The 18,297-nt window shown below is 62.9% G+C and carries 18 protein-coding genes; 1 reads left to right on the plus strand and 17 read right to left on the minus strand.

Going from position 1 to position 18,297, the window contains the following annotated elements:
* Positions 1-110 precede the first annotated feature (110 nt).
* From ABD903_RS17585 to ABD903_RS17665, 17 genes are all read right to left on the minus strand, one after another.
* Positions 111-2,513 (minus strand): multicopper oxidase domain-containing protein, encoded by a 2,403-nt coding sequence (locus tag ABD903_RS17585; RefSeq protein WP_345226495.1) that lies wholly within the window; start codon positions 2,511-2,513, stop codon positions 111-113.
* 6 nt (positions 2,514-2,519) lie between these two features.
* Positions 2,520-3,728, minus strand: a complete 1,209-nt coding sequence (locus ABD903_RS17590; protein ID WP_345226497.1) for a DUF2231 domain-containing protein — start codon at positions 3,726-3,728, stop codon at positions 2,520-2,522.
* Positions 3,729-4,271: 543 nt separating this feature from the next.
* Positions 4,272-4,478, minus strand: a complete 207-nt coding sequence (locus tag ABD903_RS17595) for a heavy-metal-associated domain-containing protein (RefSeq protein ID WP_345226498.1) — start codon at positions 4,476-4,478, stop codon at positions 4,272-4,274.
* A 161-nt stretch (positions 4,479-4,639) separates the two neighbouring features.
* Positions 4,640-5,284: a hypothetical protein gene (locus ABD903_RS17600; protein WP_345226500.1), complete on the minus strand. Its 645-nt coding sequence runs from the start codon at positions 5,282-5,284 to the stop codon at positions 4,640-4,642.
* A 163-nt stretch (positions 5,285-5,447) separates the two neighbouring features.
* Positions 5,448-5,783 (minus strand): four-helix bundle copper-binding protein, encoded by a 336-nt coding sequence (locus ABD903_RS17605; RefSeq protein WP_345226502.1) that lies wholly within the window; start codon positions 5,781-5,783, stop codon positions 5,448-5,450.
* Positions 5,784-5,869: 86 nt separating this feature from the next.
* Positions 5,870-6,499, minus strand: a complete 630-nt coding sequence (locus ABD903_RS17610; RefSeq protein WP_345226504.1) for a helix-turn-helix transcriptional regulator — start codon at positions 6,497-6,499, stop codon at positions 5,870-5,872.
* Between the two features lie 12 nt (positions 6,500-6,511).
* Positions 6,512-6,823: a DUF6122 family protein gene (locus ABD903_RS17615; protein WP_345226505.1), complete on the minus strand. Its 312-nt coding sequence runs from the start codon at positions 6,821-6,823 to the stop codon at positions 6,512-6,514.
* 3 nt (positions 6,824-6,826) lie between these two features.
* Complete coding sequence (locus ABD903_RS17620; RefSeq protein WP_345226506.1) at positions 6,827-10,048, minus strand: efflux RND transporter permease subunit; 3,222 nt, start codon at positions 10,046-10,048, stop codon at positions 6,827-6,829.
* A 102-nt stretch (positions 10,049-10,150) separates the two neighbouring features.
* Entirely contained in the window at positions 10,151-10,663 is a 513-nt protein-coding gene (locus ABD903_RS17625) for a YybH family protein (protein WP_345226508.1), read from the minus strand.
* A 34-nt stretch (positions 10,664-10,697) separates the two neighbouring features.
* Positions 10,698-11,843, minus strand: coding sequence for an efflux RND transporter periplasmic adaptor subunit (locus ABD903_RS17630; RefSeq protein WP_345226509.1), 1,146 nt, complete (start codon positions 11,841-11,843; stop codon positions 10,698-10,700).
* Positions 11,844-11,855: 12 nt separating this feature from the next.
* Positions 11,856-12,485 carry a hypothetical protein gene (locus ABD903_RS17635; RefSeq protein ID WP_345226511.1) on the minus strand — a complete coding sequence of 210 codons (630 nt, stop codon included), beginning with the start codon at positions 12,483-12,485 and terminating at the stop codon, positions 11,856-11,858.
* Between the two features lie 12 nt (positions 12,486-12,497).
* On the minus strand, positions 12,498-13,745 hold the full coding sequence (locus ABD903_RS17640; protein ID WP_345226512.1) for a TolC family protein: 1,248 nt from the start codon (positions 13,743-13,745) through the stop codon (positions 12,498-12,500).
* A 102-nt stretch (positions 13,746-13,847) separates the two neighbouring features.
* Positions 13,848-14,405, minus strand: coding sequence for a heavy metal-binding domain-containing protein (locus ABD903_RS17645; protein WP_345226514.1), 558 nt, complete (start codon positions 14,403-14,405; stop codon positions 13,848-13,850).
* Between the two features lie 80 nt (positions 14,406-14,485).
* Complete coding sequence (locus tag ABD903_RS17650) at positions 14,486-15,196, minus strand: DUF305 domain-containing protein (protein WP_345226516.1); 711 nt, start codon at positions 15,194-15,196, stop codon at positions 14,486-14,488.
* Positions 15,197-15,249: 53 nt separating this feature from the next.
* Positions 15,250-16,197: a heavy metal-binding domain-containing protein gene (locus ABD903_RS17655; protein ID WP_345226518.1), complete on the minus strand. Its 948-nt coding sequence runs from the start codon at positions 16,195-16,197 to the stop codon at positions 15,250-15,252.
* 68 nt (positions 16,198-16,265) lie between these two features.
* Positions 16,266-16,397, minus strand: a complete 132-nt coding sequence (locus ABD903_RS17660; RefSeq protein ID WP_345226519.1) for a hypothetical protein — start codon at positions 16,395-16,397, stop codon at positions 16,266-16,268.
* Positions 16,398-16,532: 135 nt separating this feature from the next.
* Positions 16,533-17,021: a hypothetical protein gene (locus ABD903_RS17665; protein ID WP_345226521.1), complete on the minus strand. Its 489-nt coding sequence runs from the start codon at positions 17,019-17,021 to the stop codon at positions 16,533-16,535.
* A gap of 388 nt (positions 17,022-17,409) precedes the next feature.
* Here ABD903_RS17665 and ABD903_RS17670 point away from each other — a divergent pair, with 388 nt between their 5' ends.
* A complete protein-coding gene (locus ABD903_RS17670) occupies positions 17,410-18,255 on the plus strand; it encodes a trypsin-like peptidase domain-containing protein (protein ID WP_345226523.1) in 846 nt (281 codons plus the stop codon).
* Positions 18,256-18,297: the final 42 nt, after the last annotated feature.

The following is an 18,297-nucleotide window of genomic DNA, read 5'->3' on the forward strand; positions in this document are numbered from 1 at the left end:
CGGGTTCTGTTTCTTGCTTACTACCTTACTCGCATCTGGTCTGTTAAGCGGTTGCTTGACAAGAAATTATGCAAGGTTGCTCCTGTTTTATGTAAGTATTCGGGCCGCCCTTAGTAGTGGAGCGTCAGGCCGGCACCCCACTTGTAGTCGCTGTCGTAGTTGGTGCTCAACGACACGTACTTGCTGACCATGTAGCGGAAGGCGACGTTGTACTCGCGGTCCGTATTCACCAGCAGGTCGGCGAAGAAGTTGTTGCTCAGCGGCAGGTCCGTGCGTTCCAGTTGCAGGCGCACCTTGCCGTTGCTGTCCAAGCGTAATTCCGAGCGCACGAGCAGCGGCAGCAGGTAGTACAGGCCCACGTCGAACACGCGCCGGTTGTTTTTGGTGTTCCGCTCGCCTTCCGCCAGCAGCGTGCGGTTGTTGCGGTAGTCGAAGCCCACGAAGGCGGCGAGAAACTGCCGGTTGTCGAGGTAGCGCAGCAGGTGGGTTTCGGTTTCGAAGTTGCCCTGGTAGTTCACGCGGCCCTCGAATTCCAGCGCGTGGCGGTTGTTGGAGAGGGTGGTTTCCAGAAACGACCCCTGCGAGTGCGCCATCAGGTCGGCCCAGAGGTAGGGCCGGTTGTCTTCCTTTTTCAGCTCCTTGTAGTCGGTGCGGGCGTACTGGTTCTGCGGGGTGCCCTCGTAGCTCACGATGCGGGCCATGCCGGCCATCATGTGGTAGAGGATGTGGCAGTGGAAAAACCAGTCCTGCTCCTCGTTGGCGTCAAACTCGATGGAGACCTTGCCCATGGACTGGATGTCGAAGGTGTGCTTCATCGGCGAGTAGGCGCCCTGGGCGTTGACCAACCGGAAAAAGTGCCCGTGCAGGTGCAGGGGGTGGCGCATCATGGTGGTGTTGGTGAAGGTCATGCGCACGTTCTCGCCCTTGCGGATGGGAATCTTGTCTGCCTGCGAGAGGGTCTTGTTGTCGAACGACCACACGTAGCGCAGCATGTTGCCGGTCAGGGTCAGGTTTATTTCCCGCCACTGCTTGGTCGAGTCCAGCGTGGTGGGGTTCAGGGCCCGCAGCATGTTGTAGTTGAAGTCGCCGGCGCTGCCGCCCATGCTGCCCATCCCGGCCATGCCCCCCATGTCCATGCCCGACATGCCGCCCATGTCCTGCATGGTGCCCATGCTTTTTCCGGCTTTTTCCTGGGCATTCGCGGGCCGGTTCTGCGGCGAGGGGGCCGTGGTAGCGGGCGCCGTGCCGTGCTGCATGTCCATGCCCGGCATCGGCGAGCCACTGGCTGGCTTCTGGCCCGACATGTCCATGCCTTTCATTTCCCCACCGCCCTGCTGCTTGGTCATGCCGGCCCCGCCCATGTCCATGCCGCTCATGTTGCCCATGCTGCCCATTTCGCGCATCATCTGGAAGTAGTTGATGCGGGGCAAGTCCGGCGCTTTCATCGGCTCACCCTCCCCGATGTAGGTGGAGGTGTAGCCCGTGATGTCGTTGGCCGTGGCCCGAAACTCGGCCGCGCCCATGGTGGGCACCGTGACCAGCAGGTCGTAGGTTTCGGCCGTGGCGATTTCGAGCTTGTTGACCGGGAAGGGCTCCACGTTGATGCCGTCGGCGGCAATCACCTGCATGGGGCCGCCGGCGTACTGCAGGAAAAAGTACGAGGAAGCGCTGCCGTTGATGACGCGCAGCCGCACCACCTCCCCGGGCTTAGCGTCTTTGAAATAGCCCTTTTCCTGTCCGTTGGTGAGGAATTTGTTGTAGTAGATGTCGGTCAGGTCCATGGCCGGCATGCGGCCCCACTCCTGCTTGAGCTTGTCCTTGAAGTAGCCGGCGGCCAGGGCCTCCCCGTAGCTCTGGGTGGCGCCCTTCTGTACGGCAAACCACTCGCCCGTGCGCTTGAGGTAGCGCAGCACTTCCTTGGATTGGTGGTCGGTCCAGTCGGAGAGCACCAGCACGTACTCCTTCATCTCGTAGGGAATCCGCTTGGGGTGGATGACGATGGAGCCGTACACGCCGTCTTGCTCCTGCAGCATGGTGTGGGAGTGGTACCAGTAAGTGCCGCTCTGAATCAGGGGGAACACGAACGTGTGGGTGCCGCCGGGCGCGACCGGGGCCGTGTTGAGGTAGGGCACGCCGTCCTGCTCGTTGGGCAGCAGGATGCCGTGCCAGTGAATGGAAGTTTCCATGTGCATCTGGTTGTGCACCCGAATCACCGCGGTGTCGCCCTCGTTGAAGGTGAGCGTAGGTGCCGGAATCTGGCCGTTGATGCCGATGGCCCGGCGGGTGCGACCGGTGAAGTTGACCAGGCGCTCGTCGACGTATAAGTCGTACTCCACCCTTTTGCCCACGTAGCCGGAGCGGGGCGTCACGATTTTGCCCTGCAACTCGGCGGCCGGGGGCGCTGACTGGGTCAGGTGGGGCTCGGTGCCCTTGCCCATGCGCATGCCCGGCATGCTCTGGGCCCAGGCGGGCAGGGTGGCCAGCAGCGCAGCCAGCAGAAAGATTACTCGCATCGTCACTTAGTTATTGCTTTTGGGTTGGGTGCGCGCCGGGTTGTTGTCCTCGAAGCGGTACTTGTCCATCGGGCTGGGCATAGCCATGCCCGGCATTGTCCCGGCGCCTTTCATATCCATGCCTTTTCCATCCTTGCTTTTCATGTCCATCCCCTTCATATCGCCCATGCCGGGCATGGACTCGCCCTTTTTCATGCCCGGCATTCCCGACATGTCGTTCGTTTGTTGGCGAGTTGCGCCGGGCTTTTGACCGCCGGCGGGCTGCATGCCGGGCATGTTCTCCATGCCCTTCATCGTGCCCATATTGCCCATGGCAGGCTGATTCCGGGACGTGTTTTTCGGGCGGGTGGGCCCCATGTCCATGCCCGGCATGTTGCCCATGTCCATTGGAGCAGGCTGCGCTTTGCGGCCGGGCGTTTGGGCAGAGGAGCGCGGCGTGCTCATGCCGGGCATGTTCATCCCCGGCATATCCGCCATGTTCCCCGGCCGCGCGGCCCTACTGGCCGGTGCCGGCTGCGATTGGCCGCCCCGCGGTTGATTGGGCATGTTCATGCCTTCCATCTGTTCCATGGGTTGACTGCGCTGGCCTGGCTGAGCGGCCTTGGGGTCCATGTTCATGCCCTCCATTCCGGGTTGGGCGTTGTCCGGCACCGTACCGGCTGGTTGGCGGGTCTCGTCGGTTGCGCCGGGTCCCTCGTTGTGGGCGTTCGCATCCGAAGTCGGCATGTCCATCCCGGTCATTGCTTCCTCCCCGCCGTGGCCGTGGCTTTTGTCGAGCAGGTTGCCCTTGGGACCCACGCCCTCTACGTACACCAGCTGCGCGCCCCGGTGCCCGGCCACGGAAAGCGCGCCGGCCGCGGCTACCGCGGCCACTAGCACCAGCACCTCGTAGGCCCGGCGCTGCACCTTAAAGTAAAATCCGATGCCGGCCAGTAGCAGCGTGATGCCCGAGAGCCAGGTGGTGTAGCTGGCAAACTGCTCGTGGGCCGCGAACACCGCCGCTGCCCGGGGCGACAAGCCCATAGGCAGGGCATGAAACACGGTGCTGGCCGCCACCGCCCCGGCAAAGCCCCCGGCCATTACCGCCAGCGCAATCCAGCGCACCTGGGGCCAGTCCTTGAATACCAGCAGGGCCTGCAACGCCGCGGCCAGCATAATAAGGACGATGGGTAGGTGCACCACCAGGGGGTGCAGATTGGGAAAATCTGAAAACATAGAGCCGAATTGAATGAGGCTGGTACACGGAAAAACCCCGGCTCACCGCAAGCAGCAGTGCCGGGGCAAATCCTGATGGGTGATGGAGAGGCCGCGCGGACCACTGGCCCGCGCCAGGTGGTCGTTGCTGTTCTCTGTGTTCTACCATACGTAGTCGGGCCGGAACAATGTTTATACGCCATGGGCCACCCAGTTGCATAATTTCAAGCACCACGGTAGCCGAAAAGGAGCCCCATTCTTGGCTGCAAGCCGTTCAATGAGTGCCAAAACGTAAAACGCCCGGCCATCAGGCCGGGCGTTTTACAGGAGCATCGGGTAGCTTACATAGCGGCGCAGCAGCCAAGGGCTCCCGCCGTGCAGGCCGGAGTGCCGGCCTGGGCGCAGTTTTGCACCAGCGGGCAATCGGGAGTGCCCTTCAGCGGGCAGTCAGCCGCGGTGGGTGGGGGGCTGGTGAAGCCAAACAGGGCGCCGCCGGAGAGCAGCGCCGCGGGGAGGCTTAACGAGCCACGGTCCGTACGCCGTGGGTAGCACTCATTAAAGTGTTTAGGCCTTGGTAGCCTTGAAGCCAGCATCTTCCACCAGCGCCAGTACCTGCTCTTCGGTGATGTCGCCGGTCACGGTGAGCACCTTGTTGGGGTTGGCTGTGTCGACTTGCCAGGTAGTGATGGCTTTCTCGCCGTTGAGGGTGGGCGTTACGGCTTTGATGCAGCCGCCGCAGTTGATGTTGGTGTTGAATTGGAGCGTTTTCATGGAAGTTGAGGGAGTGTCGCCCAAATCGGGCAGGTTCGGTTTAAGAACACCCAAAAATAGCGCGGGGTGCGCCGTTAGGGGTACAGAATTAGGCTTCAGGCTTGCATGATTTGTAGCCGCTATTTCACCAATAGCCCACCTGCCACGGTCGAGGACAGGCTTTAATGGTGGCTCATGCCCCCGATTAACAGGTGCTTGCCTACGACAAAGAGCAGCAATAGTACCAGCCCGGCGATTAGCAAATAGCGGCCCCAAAGCGTCGGCAGGGCAGTTGCCTGGCCGGCGGCCACGGCCTGGGTATGCGCCTGCTTTTGCAGCCGCCACTGGCCGATGCGCCCCCAGGGCTTGTACACCGAAATGGCCGTAGCTGCCAGCAAGACCACCAGGGCGGCTACCGCATCGGCCAGCAGCTGCAGGCGCAGCCCGCGCAGGTCAGTCGTGGAAAGGTCGGTTTTGGCGGCTACCTCGGCCAGGTAGGTAACGGGCTGCATGTGCAGCAGCAACAGCAGCGTGGCGCCCACCGTGAGCATCAGCTTGACCAGCACCCAGTAGTGCTTGAACAAGCCCCAGGGTGTGCCCAGAGCCTGCACCACGCCGGTGGCCAGTGAACCCAGGCTGGAGGGCACGATGACAAACCAGCCGCTCAACCCCATGGCCAGGTAAGCTGCCCGCACCAACTGCGGGTCCTCGCTGGTCAGGCCCGCGATGGCCAAAGCCAGAAAAGCGGCTACGGCCCCCAGCCAGCCCACGGAAAACGTGATGTGGGCGGTGAGCACGAATTTGCGTAGCGGCGGAGAGAAGGTCATCAGCTCGTACTAAAAGAATGGATAGCCGCCGACAAATCTACCCGCCTCCGGGCTGGGCAGTCGTACAGAATTGCGCCACAAGCTTGTTTAATTTCCGGTTGGCCACCCACGTAAAAGCCGGCCCGTACTGCTACAAGCCGGCTTTTCAGCAATAGATGTTCAATTAAGCCGTCACGCCGGCCAGGCAGGCTTCTTCGCACTGCTTGCAGGCCTCGGCGCACATGCGGCAATGGTCCATGTGCTGGGCGTGCTGGGCGCATTCCACGCCGCAGGCGTGACAGATTTGGGCACAGACCTGCAGCAGGTGCTGGGCGTGCTCGGAACCGCGGGCTACGTAGCGGGCCGTCAGGGCGCAGATGTCGGCGCAGTCGCGGTCGAGCTGAATACAGCGGGCCATCATCTTGACGTCCTGCTCTTGCAAACAGGCGGTGGCGCAATGCTCGCAGGCGGCGATGCAGGCGTTGAGGGCGGCGAGGAGGCTTTGGTTTTGAGCGTGCATGGGAAAAGGAATTAGGTGAACGAATACGGCGACCCAACCGGGCCACTGCCTAAGTATACCCTGCCTGGAACCCACGGTTTTACATATCATTCCCCTTTCCTTGCATGATTTGGGGCTTCCTCCGCTACTGTCGGAGCCACTCCCGCCCGCAGCAACCGGCGATACATGGAGGGCGAGCAGCGGTTCAGGCGGCGGAACTGGCCGGAGAAATGCGCCAGGCTGGCGTACCCCAGGCGCCGGGCCACGAGGCCCACGCTCAGGGAAGACGAGGCCAGCAACTCCTGGGCATAAGCCAGGCGCTGACTCAGGATGTAGCCCGCCAGCGTTTCCTCCCCGGCCAGGCGGGCAAAGGCCGCGCTGAGTTGCCCGTAAGTTAAGCCCAGCTCGCGGGCCACGGCCGGCCCGAAGGCCCGGTGCCGCAGGCTCTCACCCGGCTCGCGCAGCAAACGGTTTACCGCTACGCTCACCCGTTCCACCAGGGTCTGGTGGAAGGTTTCAAGCAGGGCAAACCGGGCTACTTCCAGCGTAGCCCGCAGGCGGGGCCAGTCCAGATCCTGGGCCGTGCCCGCTACCGTGGCCGCGCCCAGGCGCACGTCGAGCACCTCTAACCCCATTCCCTCCAACTCCTGCCGTACCACCCGGATACCACGCGGGCATACCATGTGCTTGATGTACAGCACAGTGGTGGGCGAAGCGGTATCGGAACGATTAGGCATCGGCAGTCGGAGTTAAGGCAGGTAGATGCCGCGTTGCCAGCACTCGGTGTAGTCGAGTACCATGTGCAGCAGAAAGCCCACGGCCCACACCCGGGTCCGGGCGGGCAATAGCAGCAGCACATAGCCGCCGATAGCCCAGTAGGTGTGAAAAGTGTGGAAGTTGATGCTGCAGCGATTTGGGTCGTAGAAGGGCGTGGCCCACAGGTGGTCCAGGTCGAGCAGCAGGGCACTGGCCAGCACCGCCCACACCCGCCGCCAGTGGGGGCGGTGGAAGGCCAGGGCATACAGCCCCGGCACCGAGATGTGCAGAAAGGCGTGCAGCATCGCTTAGCGGGTGGGCAGCACCGGATTTAAATCCGACGGCGGGGTGAGCGGCTGCGCGTCGAGTTCCTGCGGGTGGTCATCCAACCCCGTTTCCTGGTGGGAAGCGAAGTACTGCGCCAGCGCTTTTTCGCCCACCAGCCAGAAGACCACGGGCGTCACGATGATGTCGAGGAACGTGGAAGAAAGCAAACCGCCGAGAATGACGGTGGCCACCGGGTAGAGAATTTCCTTGCCCGGCGCGTCCTTGGCCAGCGTGAGCGGCACCAGGGCCAGCGCCGCCACCAGCGCCGTCATCAGCACGGGCACTAGGCGCTCCAGAGAGCCCCGCACAATCATGGGGATGCCAAACTTCTCGCCCTCGTGCTCCACCAGATGGATATAGTGCGAAATCATCATGATGCCGTTGCGCGAAGCGATGCCGGTGAGCGTGATAAAGCCCACGAGCGAGGCAATGCTGAACGTGCCCCCGGTGAGCAGCACGGCCACCACCGAGCCAATGAGGGCCAGCGGGATGTTGAGCATGATCTGCCCGACCATGAGCGAGGACTTGAAGTGGGAGAACAGCACGAGAAAAATACCCGCCAGCGAGAACAAGCTCAGCCAGAGAATCTTCTGCGAGGCCGATTGCTGGCTTTCGAACTGTCCGCCGTAGGTCAGGTAGTAGCCCGGCGGCAGCTTGACCTGCGAATTCACCTTGGCCTGTATCTCCTTGACGGTGGAGCCCAGGTCGCGCTCGGCCACGTTCAGCGAGATGGTGATGCGCCGCTGGGTGTTTTCGTGGTTGACGGTGTTGGGGCCCGGCTCGTAGACGATGTCCGCCACCTGGCTCACGGGTATCATCGCGCCGGTGGGGGTTTCGATGCGGGTCTGGCCGATGGCGGCGATGTCGTTGCGCTGCGCTTCCGGCAGCTTTACCACCAGGTCAAAGCGCTTCTGCCCGTCGAGCATCTGCGACACGACGGCTCCCTGAAACAGGGTTTCCAGGTCGCGCACCACTTCGCCGCGGGCCATGCCGTAGGCGCGCAGGGCATCGTCCTTGGGCCGAATCAGCAGCTGGGGAATCTGCACCTGCTTTTCGACCTGCAGGTCTACCACGCCGGGTACCGTGCTGGCCACCCCGCGCACTTCGTTGGCGTAGCGGCGCAGCTCCAGCAGGTCGTTGCCAAATACCTTGATGGCTACCTGCGCCCGCACGCCCGAGAGCAGGTGGTCGAGGCGGTGGGAAATGGGCTGGCCGATGTTCACGTTCACGCCGGTAATCAGGCTGAGCTTCTGACGCATGTCGGCCAGAATCTCATCCCGGCTGCGCATGGTTTTACCTTCCTTCTCCAGCTCCGCTTCGGTCTTAAAGGCTACCTCAATTTCCGAGTTGTTCACCGACTCGGCATGCTCATCCAGCTCGGCCCGGCCCGTACGGCGGGCGGTGTAGGCCACTTCCGGAATCTTGAGCATCTGCTGCTCGCCCAGCGTGCCCAGGCGGTTGGATTCGGCCAGCGAGGTGCCGGCCGGGGCCGAGAAGTTCACGGTCAGCGAGCCCTCGTTGAAGGGCGGCAGAAACTCGGTGCCGAAGAACGGAATCAGCGCCATAGCCGCTACGAACAGCGCCCCGGTTACCCCAAGTATGGCTTTGGGGTGCTGCAGGCCCCAGCCCAGCAGGCGCGTGTCCTTTTTCTTGAGCCAGCGCACCAAGGCTCCGTCGGTTTCGGGGTGGTCCATCTGCTTCATCTTGGGCAGCAGGTAGTAGCAGAGCACCGGCGTAATAGTGAGCGACACGAAGAGCGAGGCCACGATGCTGGTGATGTAGGCAATGCCCAGCGGGGCGAAAATGCGGCCTTCCATACCTTCCAGCGCAAACAGCGGCAGAAATACCAGCACCACGATGATGGTGGCGTACACGATGGAGTTACGCACTTCCGAGGAGGCGGCATAGATGACCTTGAGCACCGGCTGTGGATTGGCCTTGTGCTTGTTTTCGCGCAGGCGCCGGTACACGTTTTCCACGTCCACGATGGCGTCGTCGACCAGCTCGCCGATGGCAATGGCCAGGCCGCCCAGCGTCATGGTATTGATGCTGATGCCCACGAAGCGAAACACCAGCGCCGTGACCAGCAGCGAGAGGGGAATGGCCACCAGCGAAATAAAGGTGGTGCGCACGTTCAGCAGGAAGGCAAACAGCACGATGACCACCAGAATGGCTCCGTCGCGCAGGGCCTCTTCCACGTTGGTAATGGACGAGTTGATAAACTCCGACTGCTTGAACAGGCGCGTGTTTACCTGCACGTCCTTTGGCAATGAGGGCTTGAGCTCCACCAGGGCTTTTTCCACGGCCTCGGTCAGGCCCACCGTGGCCGCGCCGGGCTGCTTCTCAATGCTCAGAATCACGGCGGGCTGGCCGTTTACGCTGCCGTCGCCGCGCTTGAATCGGGCTCCAAACTCCACCTTCGCTATATCGGCCACCCGGATGGGCGACTGGTCGCGGTAGCCCACGATGATGTTCTCGATATCCTGCACCGAGCGCAGCCGGCCCAGGTTGCGGATAAGTACCTCGGAGCCGTTGCGGTCGAAAAAGTTGCCGGTGGTGTTCAGGTTGGACTGGCGCAGCGCTTCTTCCACTTGGTTCACGGTCAGCCCCGTGGCGTTCAGGCGCGGCATGTCGAGCAGCACCTGATACTGCAGGTTGTCGCCCCCAATGGGAATCACCTGGGCCACGCCGGGGATGCTGAGCAGGCGCTGGCGAACGGTGTAGTTGGCCAGGGTGCGCAAATCGGCCGCGTTGGTTTCCTTGCCGCCCGACAGCCCCACCAGCATTATCTGCCCCATAACCGAGGAGATGGGGCCCAGCACCGGCGTAATGCCCTCCGGCAGCTGCTCGCCGGTGGTTTGCAGCTTTTCTGAGACTATCTGCCGGGCCGTGAAAATGTCGGTGCCGTAGTCGAACTCCACGAACACCATGCCCAGGCCAATGGCCGAGTTGGAGCGCACCGCCGACACACCCGTGGCCCCGTTCAGAGCCGTTTCCACGGGCAGCGTCACCAGGGCCTCCACTTCCTCCGGGGCCATGCCCGGGGCCTCCAGAAACACCGTCACCCGGGGGCGGTCGAGGTCGGGCAGCACGTCTACGGGCAGCTGGTTCGCGGTATAGCTGCCGGCAATAAGGAGGCCCACGGCAAAGGCCAGCATGAGCAGGCGGTTCTGCAGGGCAAAGCGAATTATCTTGTCAAGCATCGGTTGTTAGCGCAAAGGGGAAGAAGCGAGAGCGGCCGGATGGGTCCCCTCTCCTTCCGGAATTGGCAGCGAGTGGGCAGTCGCCCAGGTTCGCCGGACAGCTTATTTTTTGATGCGGGGCGTGCGGGCCGAGGAGTGGGTGCTCATGATTTGCCACTGCCCGGCGGCGTTCTTGCGCAGCACCGAAGTGGCCACCCCGCGTCGCACAATGGGGGCCTTGGCTTCCTTGTCCTGAGGGCCTTTTTTGAGGTTAATGGTGTAGGTGTAGGTTTCCGTCGCGAAGGCGTAGGGGCCGTCTACCTGCACGGCGGCTTTGTAGTCGCTGAAGGTGAAAGCGCTGAATTCCTTGAGCTCCGGCCCCAGGTGGTGCTCGGCGTAGTGCCGGTAGGTGCCTTCCACCCCACCCGACTCAAACACCTGGGAGTTGGCCGTGAACAAACGGTGCGTGCCCGTGGTGTCGAGCTTTTGCACGGCCTGCTGGTACTTGGTCAGCACCGCTTTCACCGCAGTCTCGTCGGCGGCGGAGCTGGCGGCCGGGGCCGTCTGGGCCTGCGCTGCCACAGCAGTGAGAGAAAGGGTGGCGGTCAGCGCCGCGTGAGCAAAGAGGTTTTTCATGGGGAGGATTGAAGCAGCCACCGCTATGCGGGACTTATTGGTTGAGGTAAATGGACTTGAGCTGGTAAGTGCCGGTGGTGACCACCCGGTCGTTTTCGTTGACCTGGCCCTGCACCAGCACCGTTTGCTGGCCGTTCACGGCCCCGGGCTGCACAAAGCGAATCTTGAACCGCTCGGGCTCGGTGTGCACAAAGACCACGGGCTTGCCGTTGAGGTCGGTGATAGCCGAGGTGGGCACCACCAGCTGCGGGGTGCCCCCGCCGGTCTGGCCGACCACCTGCACGTTCACGGCCTGGCCGGCGCGGTAGGCGCTGCCTTCCTGGGCATCGAGCTCCAGCACCAGCTGACGGGCCTGGTTCACGGGGTTCACCACGTTGCTGAACACCACGAGACTGGCGGGTACGCCGGCCTGGCCCTGCAAGCCTTCTACCCGAAACCGGGCGCCGGGCGTCACCTTGGCCAGGTCCTGGGCAAATACCTGGGCTTCTACCCGCAGCTTGCCGGGGTTGATGACGCGAAACAGCTCGTCGCCCTGGTTGACTTGCTGTCCGACGGCGAGATTAAACACGTCCACCGTGCCGCTCACGGGCGAGGTGATGGACACGCGGCGCTGGCCTGCCTGCCCATTCTGGATGCTGGCGTTCTGGCGGGCCTGGCGCAGGCGCAGCTCGGCGGCCACCACGTCTTTGCGGGCGGCGATGTCGGCAATGCTCTGCAGACGGGCGTAGTCCTGCTGGGCGGCGCGCAGCTCGGCCTGGGCGTTGGCCCGCTCAGTGCTGAGGCCGATCTGCTGGGTGGCGTCGAGGGTTTGCTCGATGACGGCCAGGGTTTGCCCGGCCCGCACGGGCTGGCCCACCTGGGCGGTCAAGCTCACGATGCGCCCGGTTTGGGGCACCACCACGCGGCCTTCACCGCCGGCTGCGGCCGATACCGTGCCGTAGAGCGTGGCCCGGCTGTAGGTGGTGGAGTACGCGGCCAAGTTGGTGCGCACCTCGAACAGGAACTGGCTTTCCTTGGGCAGCAGTACTTCGTCGGTCGAGGCCACGCCGGTGCTGGCCTTGGCCTCGCCGCCGTGGTCTTCGCCCCCGTGGGCCTGCACCAGACCCGGGGGAGGGAGCAGCACCGTCAGGACCAGTCCCGCGGCGGCCGTGGCCGCCAGGAATTTATGCTTGGTTTTCATATTGGGGTAGCATTAAGGGAAGGGGGCGCGGCGGCTGGCGGTCAACGCCTGCTCCGAGGTTTGCAGCACGGGCTCTAATGGCTGACGCCGGCGGCGCAGGAGCAGGGCCGTAAGGCCAATGCCGAGCACAAAGGCCCCGACTAAGGCCAGGATGGTTTTCCAGGACGAGAAAAGCGAAGTAGCCGCAGCGGGAGCCGCAGCCGCCACGGGCAGCTTCTCGCCTACCTTAATGCCGTCGAGCAGCAGCAGGTCGGCCGTTTCGCCGGCCACGACGTTGAGGGCAAAGCTGTAGGCCTTGTTGGCCGGGAACTGGCCTTCCACCAGGTACACGCCCGGCTCCTGCTCGGTCACTGCCCATTTCAGGTTGGCATCTTCGGGGTTGGTGAGCGTGAGCTTGGCCCCTTTGATGGGAGCATTGGTGGCGTAGTCGGAGAGGAACAGGCGCAAATCGGCGGGCTTGCCCCCTTCCAGGGGCTCGTAGCGCAGCAGCGCTTCGAACTGTTCCGAGAGCGCAGCCACCGAAAACGACGTCGCGCCCGCGGCCGTGCCCGCTTTGGGTCCGTCGCCGTGGTCCTCGCCCCCGTGGGCGTAGGCCGTACCGCAAAGCAGCAGGCCCAGCAGCAAAATCAGGAGTTGTTTCATGATGGTTGACGGTTATTCGCCCCGCAGGTAGTTAAGCTCGACCAAAGCCTGGCGGTAGTCGCGGATGGTGGTCAGGTAGGTATTCTGGATGGCAAAGGCCTGGTTTAAGCTCAAAATGAGCTGCAGGTAACTCACTTCCCCGGCCCGGAACAGGCGCTGGGACTGGCTGATGATGGCACGCGACTGGGGTAGGCCGGTTTGCTCGTAGTAACCCAGCGAGGCGGAAAACTTGCGCGAGTCGGCCAGCGCCTGCTGGTACTGGGTGCTCAGTTCCAGGCGCTGGGCCTGCAGCTGGTAGCTGGCGGCCTGGGAGCGGGCCGTGGCCGCCTGCAGCTGCGAGCGGTACGTCCAGAACCAGATGGGAACCGACACGCCAAACTGGAAGCGGTACTTCAAAGCCGAGTTCTCAAACGCTTGGTTCTGATAGCCCACCGTTAACGCCGGCGTGCGGCGGGCCCGCACCAAACTGATGCCCGACTGGCTCAGGGCCACGTTCTGGGTGGCAGCGGCCAGCGTGGGGCTGCGTATTAGGGCGGCACTGTCTTCGGCCGGCAGCCCGCTGAGCAGGGTCGTACCGGTTTGGGCCAGCTCCGCGCCGGTGCGGCTCAGGTCGGTGCTGGTAGCCAGGACTTCGCTAGGGCGACCGAGCAGCAAACCCAAACGGCGCTGGGCGGCCTGCCGGTCGGCGGTGGCCTGCTGCAGCAGCACGGTCACCTGCCGGGCTTCGGCGTCGGTGCTGATGCGCTGCAGCGAGGTGACTTCACCAGCCGTGAACAGGCGCTCGGTGGCCAGGCGCAGCGCCCGAAACAGGCTGTCTTGGTACGTGAGCTGCCGCACCTGCGCCTCCGTGAACTGCAGGCTCAGGTAGGCCAGGCGCGTGTCGCGCAGCACGCTGGCCCGGCTCACGTCGCGGTTGCGTTCGGCCAGGGTGATGCCGGCCTGTGCTACCCGCCGCTGCTGGCGGTAGACGTTGGGCAGGTCGATGGTTTGCACCACGCCCGGGGCCCACATCTCGCCCGTGGGGGCCGAGAACAGAAAGTCCGGGTTGGCCGGCGCAAACGAGCCGCGCTTGAGGGCGCGCTGCTCCTCGATTTCGCGGTCCGCCTGGCGCAGCCGCGGGTGCTGGCGCATTGTCTGGGCTTCGGCGCTGTCCAAACTGACGACGGTTTGCGCCCAGGTCCTTTCCCGCCCTAACCCAAGAAGCAGCACGGCTAGTACCAGCAGCCCAAAGGCCCTGCTATTTATTTTCAAAGACTTCATACAAACAGGTTATAACCAGTCAGTGGGCCGCCTGCCGTTGCAGCAGCAAGCGGCCCAGACGGAGGGTAGCCAGACGCGAAGCGCCTGGTACATGGGCTCCGCCTACGACTTTTTCACGAGGGCCATGCCGCACTTGGGGCAGCTGCCGGGCTTGTCGCTGGCGCTACCCTCGCAGTTCATCGGGCAGGTGTAGGCCGCAGACACGGCCTTGGTGGATTTCGCCGCCTTGTCGAGCTTCTCAAAGCGGGCGCTGAGCGAGCTGCCGTTGGCTTTCAGGCTCACGATGGCCGTGCGCAGGGTGGTGCCGGCGGGCACAGCGGCCACGAAATGGTCGCCGGTGGGGGTCAACTTCACGGAGCTGGTTTTGCCCGCCGTGCTCAGCAGCATGGCCGTGCCGGTGGAGCGGTCCAGGGGCAAGGCCTTTTCGTTGGCGTCGAGCAGGTACACGTGTACTTCGCTGGCTTGCTGCACCAGCTCGATGTGGTACTTGCCAGCCGTGCGCACGATGCCGCCGTGGGGTGATTTGTGGGCGTGGGATTCGCCGGCGGCCTGGTGGCCGTGGGCGGCGGTGCCGGGCTTGTGGCTGTGCTGGGCCTGCGAGGCCAGGGGCACCAGGGCGAAAAGAGCAGCGGCAATAAAGGAGATTCTTACAATCTTCATGGAGAATGGATAAAAAGGTATGGGGTGGGTAAAGGGCAGGCTGCATGGCGCCGGTCGGCGCCGCGCAGCCTGCCGGTGAATTACATCTTGTCGGCGTTCCGGGCGTGCCAGGCTTTGAAATCGGCGATTTCCTTCTGCTGGGTGTCGACCATGTGCTGGGCCAGTTCCTTGAGCTTGGTGTCCTTGCCGTGGGCCAGCTCGGCCTTGGCCATGTCCATGGCGCTTTGGTGGTGCACCGTCATCATCATGTTGAAGTTCATGTCGGGGTTGGCCACCGTCTTGGGCATGTTGTTCATCATGTTGTCCATCGACGTTTTCATCTGGGCGGTGAAGGGGTCGTTCGGGTCCTGCGGCTTGTAGTTGGTCGGGGCGTTGTCAAGCCGGGTAGCGAAGGCTTCGAGCTCGGCGATTTCCTTTTGCTGGTCGGCTTTGATTTTCTCGGCCATCTGGCGCATGGTGGCGTCCTTGCCGTCGCGCAGCTGGATGTCGGCCATCGCCACGGCCCCGCGGTGGTGCTCCATCATGTGGTGGGCAAAGTCGTGGTCCACGTTGCCCTTCATTTTCATGGCTTCCATCTTCTGCATCATCTCGTTCATGGCCACTAGCTGCGGCGAGTCACCGCCCGTGGCACCGGACGAATGGTCCATGCCGGCCATGTCACCCGCGGCCGAGTCTGCCGGGGCGGTTGTTTCGGTGGTGGCCGTCGTATCAGCGGCCTTGTCGCTGTTGCAGCTGGCCGTCAGCAGGGAGCCCGAGCAGAGGGCAGCGAGGTAAAAAGCGGACTTTTTCATGGGGTTTGGTTGGGGTTAGTGGAAAAAGGAAATGAGGCGGTTAGTAGAAGGCGCTAGGCCTTCACGTTGATAGTGAAGTCGCCGGTGTGAATCTTCCCGCCGTGGTTGAACTGCAGGAAGACACGGTAGAGGCCGGGCTTTTCGAAGTTGGTGTTGAAGCCAATGTTGGGACCCTTGTCGGCCTGGTCGTTGGGGTGCACGTGCAGGTACTGCTCGGTGTCCTCGCTGATGACCACCACGTGGCCGAGCGCCCCGAGGTAGTTCTCCAGGTTCGTGACGGGCTGCCCGCCCTGCGTAATGTTGATTTTCATGCCCAGCAGCTGGCCCACTTTCAGGTCTTTGTCAAAGGAGAGCGTGGCCTGGTAGCCGTCCTTGTCCGACTGCATGTCGTCGTTCTTGAACTTGACCGGCGCATACGCCGCACCCTTCACGGTGAGGGGCTGGCGGCCCAGCTGGTGGCCCGAGCCGGTGGGCGTGTAGTCCTGAAACAGCACGTAGTCGCCGCCTTTCGGGAAAGTGTACTGCACTTTATAGTCACCGGCGGCGGTGTACTCGGGGTGCTCGTGGTAAAACTGGCCCAGGTCTTTGGAGACGATGATGAGGTGAATTTTCTTCTCGTGCACCACATCCAGGGGCACAGGAGCCGAACCCTTACCCGTTTCCACGGGCGTAAAGGCCAGCGTGGTGGGCTGCCCGGCGGTTACCTCCGTGGGGGTGGGCACCAGTTTCATCTCGTAGGTTTTGCCGTTGGCTACTTTGTCGTTGTGCTCCAGGTTCATGCCGCACTTGGGGCACTTGTCGCCCTCCTTAGTGCTGGTCACCTCGGGGTGCATGGGGCAGGCGTAGGTGTGGCCCCCGCCGTGTTCGGCGGTGCCTTCGGCCGGGCCGTTGGTGGGCGTCGTGACGGTGTTGGTGGCGCTGCTGGACTCCGTTTCGGAAGAGCAGCTAACAGTGGTAAGCAGGCTGGCCAAAGCCAGCAGGGAAAGCGGTAAGCGGTACATAAGATGGGAATGGGGGTTGAACATGGAGCAGCTCAGCGGGAGAGCGGCCCGGGGCTCCGGCGTGGGGGTTAGGCCTGCCACTGCTGCCAGAGCGCGAAGCCCAGCACGGCGGCCACCACGGCGTAGAGCAGGTAGGAAAGCAGGCGGCGAACCGGGCCCCGGGGAGGGGGAGCGCCTGCTTCCTGGCAACAACTCTTCATTGTCAGGCGGGTAAACCAGGAAGAATAAGGGAGGGGTGGCGGGCGCACCTAAGCGCCGGGCGGACACGCAAAAGCAAAGGCTCGCCCCGGACATAGCATAGCTATACCGGGGCGAGCCTGGAACGCGTCAATCAATCAAACAGTCAGCGACTGAATGAAAATGCGGATGTCGGGAATTTTGGGGGGCAGGTGCTCGCGGAGCACCAAAACGACCGCATTCGTGCGGTCCCACTGGCCGGCGGCCGGCCGGAAAAAGAAGTCGTTGCTGGCCGGCAGCACCGCGGGGGCCGGCGAGAGCACTGGCTTTTCGCCGGGCGTCGCGAGCGACTTGAGTACGGCGGCCGAATTATCCTGGCAGCAATCGTCCTTGCCCGTAAGCTTGGCGTTGTGCTTGGCCAGGTCAGGCTTGACCTTGGCCGGCTTCTGCTGGGTAGTGGATTTGCCGTGGCCGTGGCAGCCGGGATGCCCGGGCTTTTGAACGGCAGAAGCTTTGGCCGCCGGCGCGGGCGCGGCCAGTACCGGATTCAGGGTTGCGCAGTAGCACTGGCCCACGAACACGTTGACGAAGACGAGCAGGAAGCTCGTCGCCAGCAAACGGCGGAAAGGGAACAGGCTACGGAACATGACAGGCGCTAAGCAACTGCAAAAATAGTCTTCTGTGCAGAAAGTGCAGGACTGATTATTTACTGCCATTCCCGGCTAAGAGTTCCGGCATGGCTTGCCTGACAAGGGGCCAGAGATAATGAAAAGGGCTTAAATATGAGGTGCAGGCCGCTTTCTTTTGCCTCGCGCAATAAACTTGCAAACCAGCTGACCGCCAAATTATGCAAGCCTAAAGCAAGATTATGTAAATCTATTCCGGCTAAGTAGCTGGGAATTGGGAACGAAAAATGAGAATTGTACAGGTTTTTTTCCAGCAGCGGGGTCGGATTACGTATTTATGAGTGGGACGGGTCGTCAGTCAACTTTCGGGTGGCCCCGACCAATAACTTATTTTTTATCCTTTTACCGTATGGCTATTACGCCAACAACTCTTCAGCTTTTTCGCCAGATAAAAGCCCAGCAACTCAGCATCGCCACCGAGGCGATACTGCAATCCACCCTCCAGTTTTACTGGTACAACGAGGAGAAGCAACTCAAAGCCCTCGGCAGTGGCGTGCTGCTCACCATCGACAACCGCTTCTTCGTGGCTACCGCCGCCCACGTCATCCACCAGGGCCACGGTAACACGTTTGTGCTGCTGGGCGACTACGAGGTGACGCTGGCGGGCACGTGGTGCGCCACCACCCCGACCGTCGTTGACCTGGCCGTCCTCGAACTCAGCGACGCCGCCCAACTAGCCGAGTTGCAGCGGGCCTACCGGTTTCTTACCCTGACCGACCTCTCCACCCGGCGCCGGCACCTCAACGACCTGTACCTGATTGTCGGTTATCCCGCCACCAAGACCAAGGTATACGGGGGGTACTCCCACGCCAAGCCCTACCCGTTGCAAGCGCAAGAGGCCAGCGGCTTTGATTTTGCGACCCATCAACTACAGCCGGCCACCCACTTGGTGCTGGACGGCACCGGTCTGGTCGTTTCCGCTTCCAATCCAAACCCGCACAGAACGCCGGACCTGGAAGGCAGCAGCGGGGGCGGCGTGTGGCACAACGGCAACTACCTGAAAGGCGACCCCGCCCGGGAGAAGCGGCTGGTGGGCCTGCTCACCCGGGAAGTATACGAGGGCCGGGGGCCGGGCCGGCGCCGGAGTCTGCTGGTTACGCGCACCGCCGTGCTGCTGGAGTTCATGCGGCAGGCCTTTGGCCTGAGCATCCCGGCACCCAACACGCGTAAGTCGAAAGCGACGCCTGTCGTATAGTAAACAAGCATTCCGAACAGCGGCGAGGCGAGGGGGCGGTAG

The organism is Hymenobacter koreensis (genome assembly GCF_039541855.1).
Lineage (GTDB): Bacteria > Bacteroidota > Bacteroidia > Cytophagales > Hymenobacteraceae > Solirubrum > Solirubrum koreensis.

Coding starts and splice junctions, on each gene's coding strand:
- ABD903_RS17585 (WP_345226495.1), bottom strand. CDS start 2,513: ATGCGAGTAATCTTTCTGCTGGCTGCGCTGCTGGCCACCCTGCCCGCC.
- ABD903_RS17590 (WP_345226497.1), bottom strand. CDS start 3,728: ATGTTTTCAGATTTTCCCAATCTGCACCCCCTGGTGGTGCACCTACCC.
- ABD903_RS17595 (WP_345226498.1), bottom strand. CDS start 4,478: ATGAAAACGCTCCAATTCAACACCAACATCAACTGCGGCGGCTGCATC.
- ABD903_RS17600 (WP_345226500.1), bottom strand. CDS start 5,284: ATGACCTTCTCTCCGCCGCTACGCAAATTCGTGCTCACCGCCCACATC.
- ABD903_RS17605 (WP_345226502.1), bottom strand. CDS start 5,783: ATGCACGCTCAAAACCAAAGCCTCCTCGCCGCCCTCAACGCCTGCATC.
- ABD903_RS17610 (WP_345226504.1), bottom strand. CDS start 6,499: ATGCCTAATCGTTCCGATACCGCTTCGCCCACCACTGTGCTGTACATC.
- ABD903_RS17615 (WP_345226505.1), bottom strand. CDS start 6,823: ATGCTGCACGCCTTTCTGCACATCTCGGTGCCGGGGCTGTATGCCCTG.
- ABD903_RS17620 (WP_345226506.1), bottom strand. CDS start 10,048: ATGCTTGACAAGATAATTCGCTTTGCCCTGCAGAACCGCCTGCTCATG.
- ABD903_RS17625 (WP_345226508.1), bottom strand. CDS start 10,663: ATGAAAAACCTCTTTGCTCACGCGGCGCTGACCGCCACCCTTTCTCTC.
- ABD903_RS17630 (WP_345226509.1), bottom strand. CDS start 11,843: ATGAAAACCAAGCATAAATTCCTGGCGGCCACGGCCGCCGCGGGACTG.
- ABD903_RS17635 (WP_345226511.1), bottom strand. CDS start 12,485: ATGAAACAACTCCTGATTTTGCTGCTGGGCCTGCTGCTTTGCGGTACG.
- ABD903_RS17640 (WP_345226512.1), bottom strand. CDS start 13,745: ATGAAGTCTTTGAAAATAAATAGCAGGGCCTTTGGGCTGCTGGTACTA.
- ABD903_RS17645 (WP_345226514.1), bottom strand. CDS start 14,405: ATGAAGATTGTAAGAATCTCCTTTATTGCCGCTGCTCTTTTCGCCCTG.
- ABD903_RS17650 (WP_345226516.1), bottom strand. CDS start 15,196: ATGAAAAAGTCCGCTTTTTACCTCGCTGCCCTCTGCTCGGGCTCCCTG.
- ABD903_RS17655 (WP_345226518.1), bottom strand. CDS start 16,197: ATGTACCGCTTACCGCTTTCCCTGCTGGCTTTGGCCAGCCTGCTTACC.
- ABD903_RS17660 (WP_345226519.1), bottom strand. CDS start 16,397: ATGAAGAGTTGTTGCCAGGAAGCAGGCGCTCCCCCTCCCCGGGGCCCG.
- ABD903_RS17665 (WP_345226521.1), bottom strand. CDS start 17,021: ATGTTCCGTAGCCTGTTCCCTTTCCGCCGTTTGCTGGCGACGAGCTTC.
- ABD903_RS17670 (WP_345226523.1), top strand. CDS start 17,410: ATGGCTATTACGCCAACAACTCTTCAGCTTTTTCGCCAGATAAAAGCC.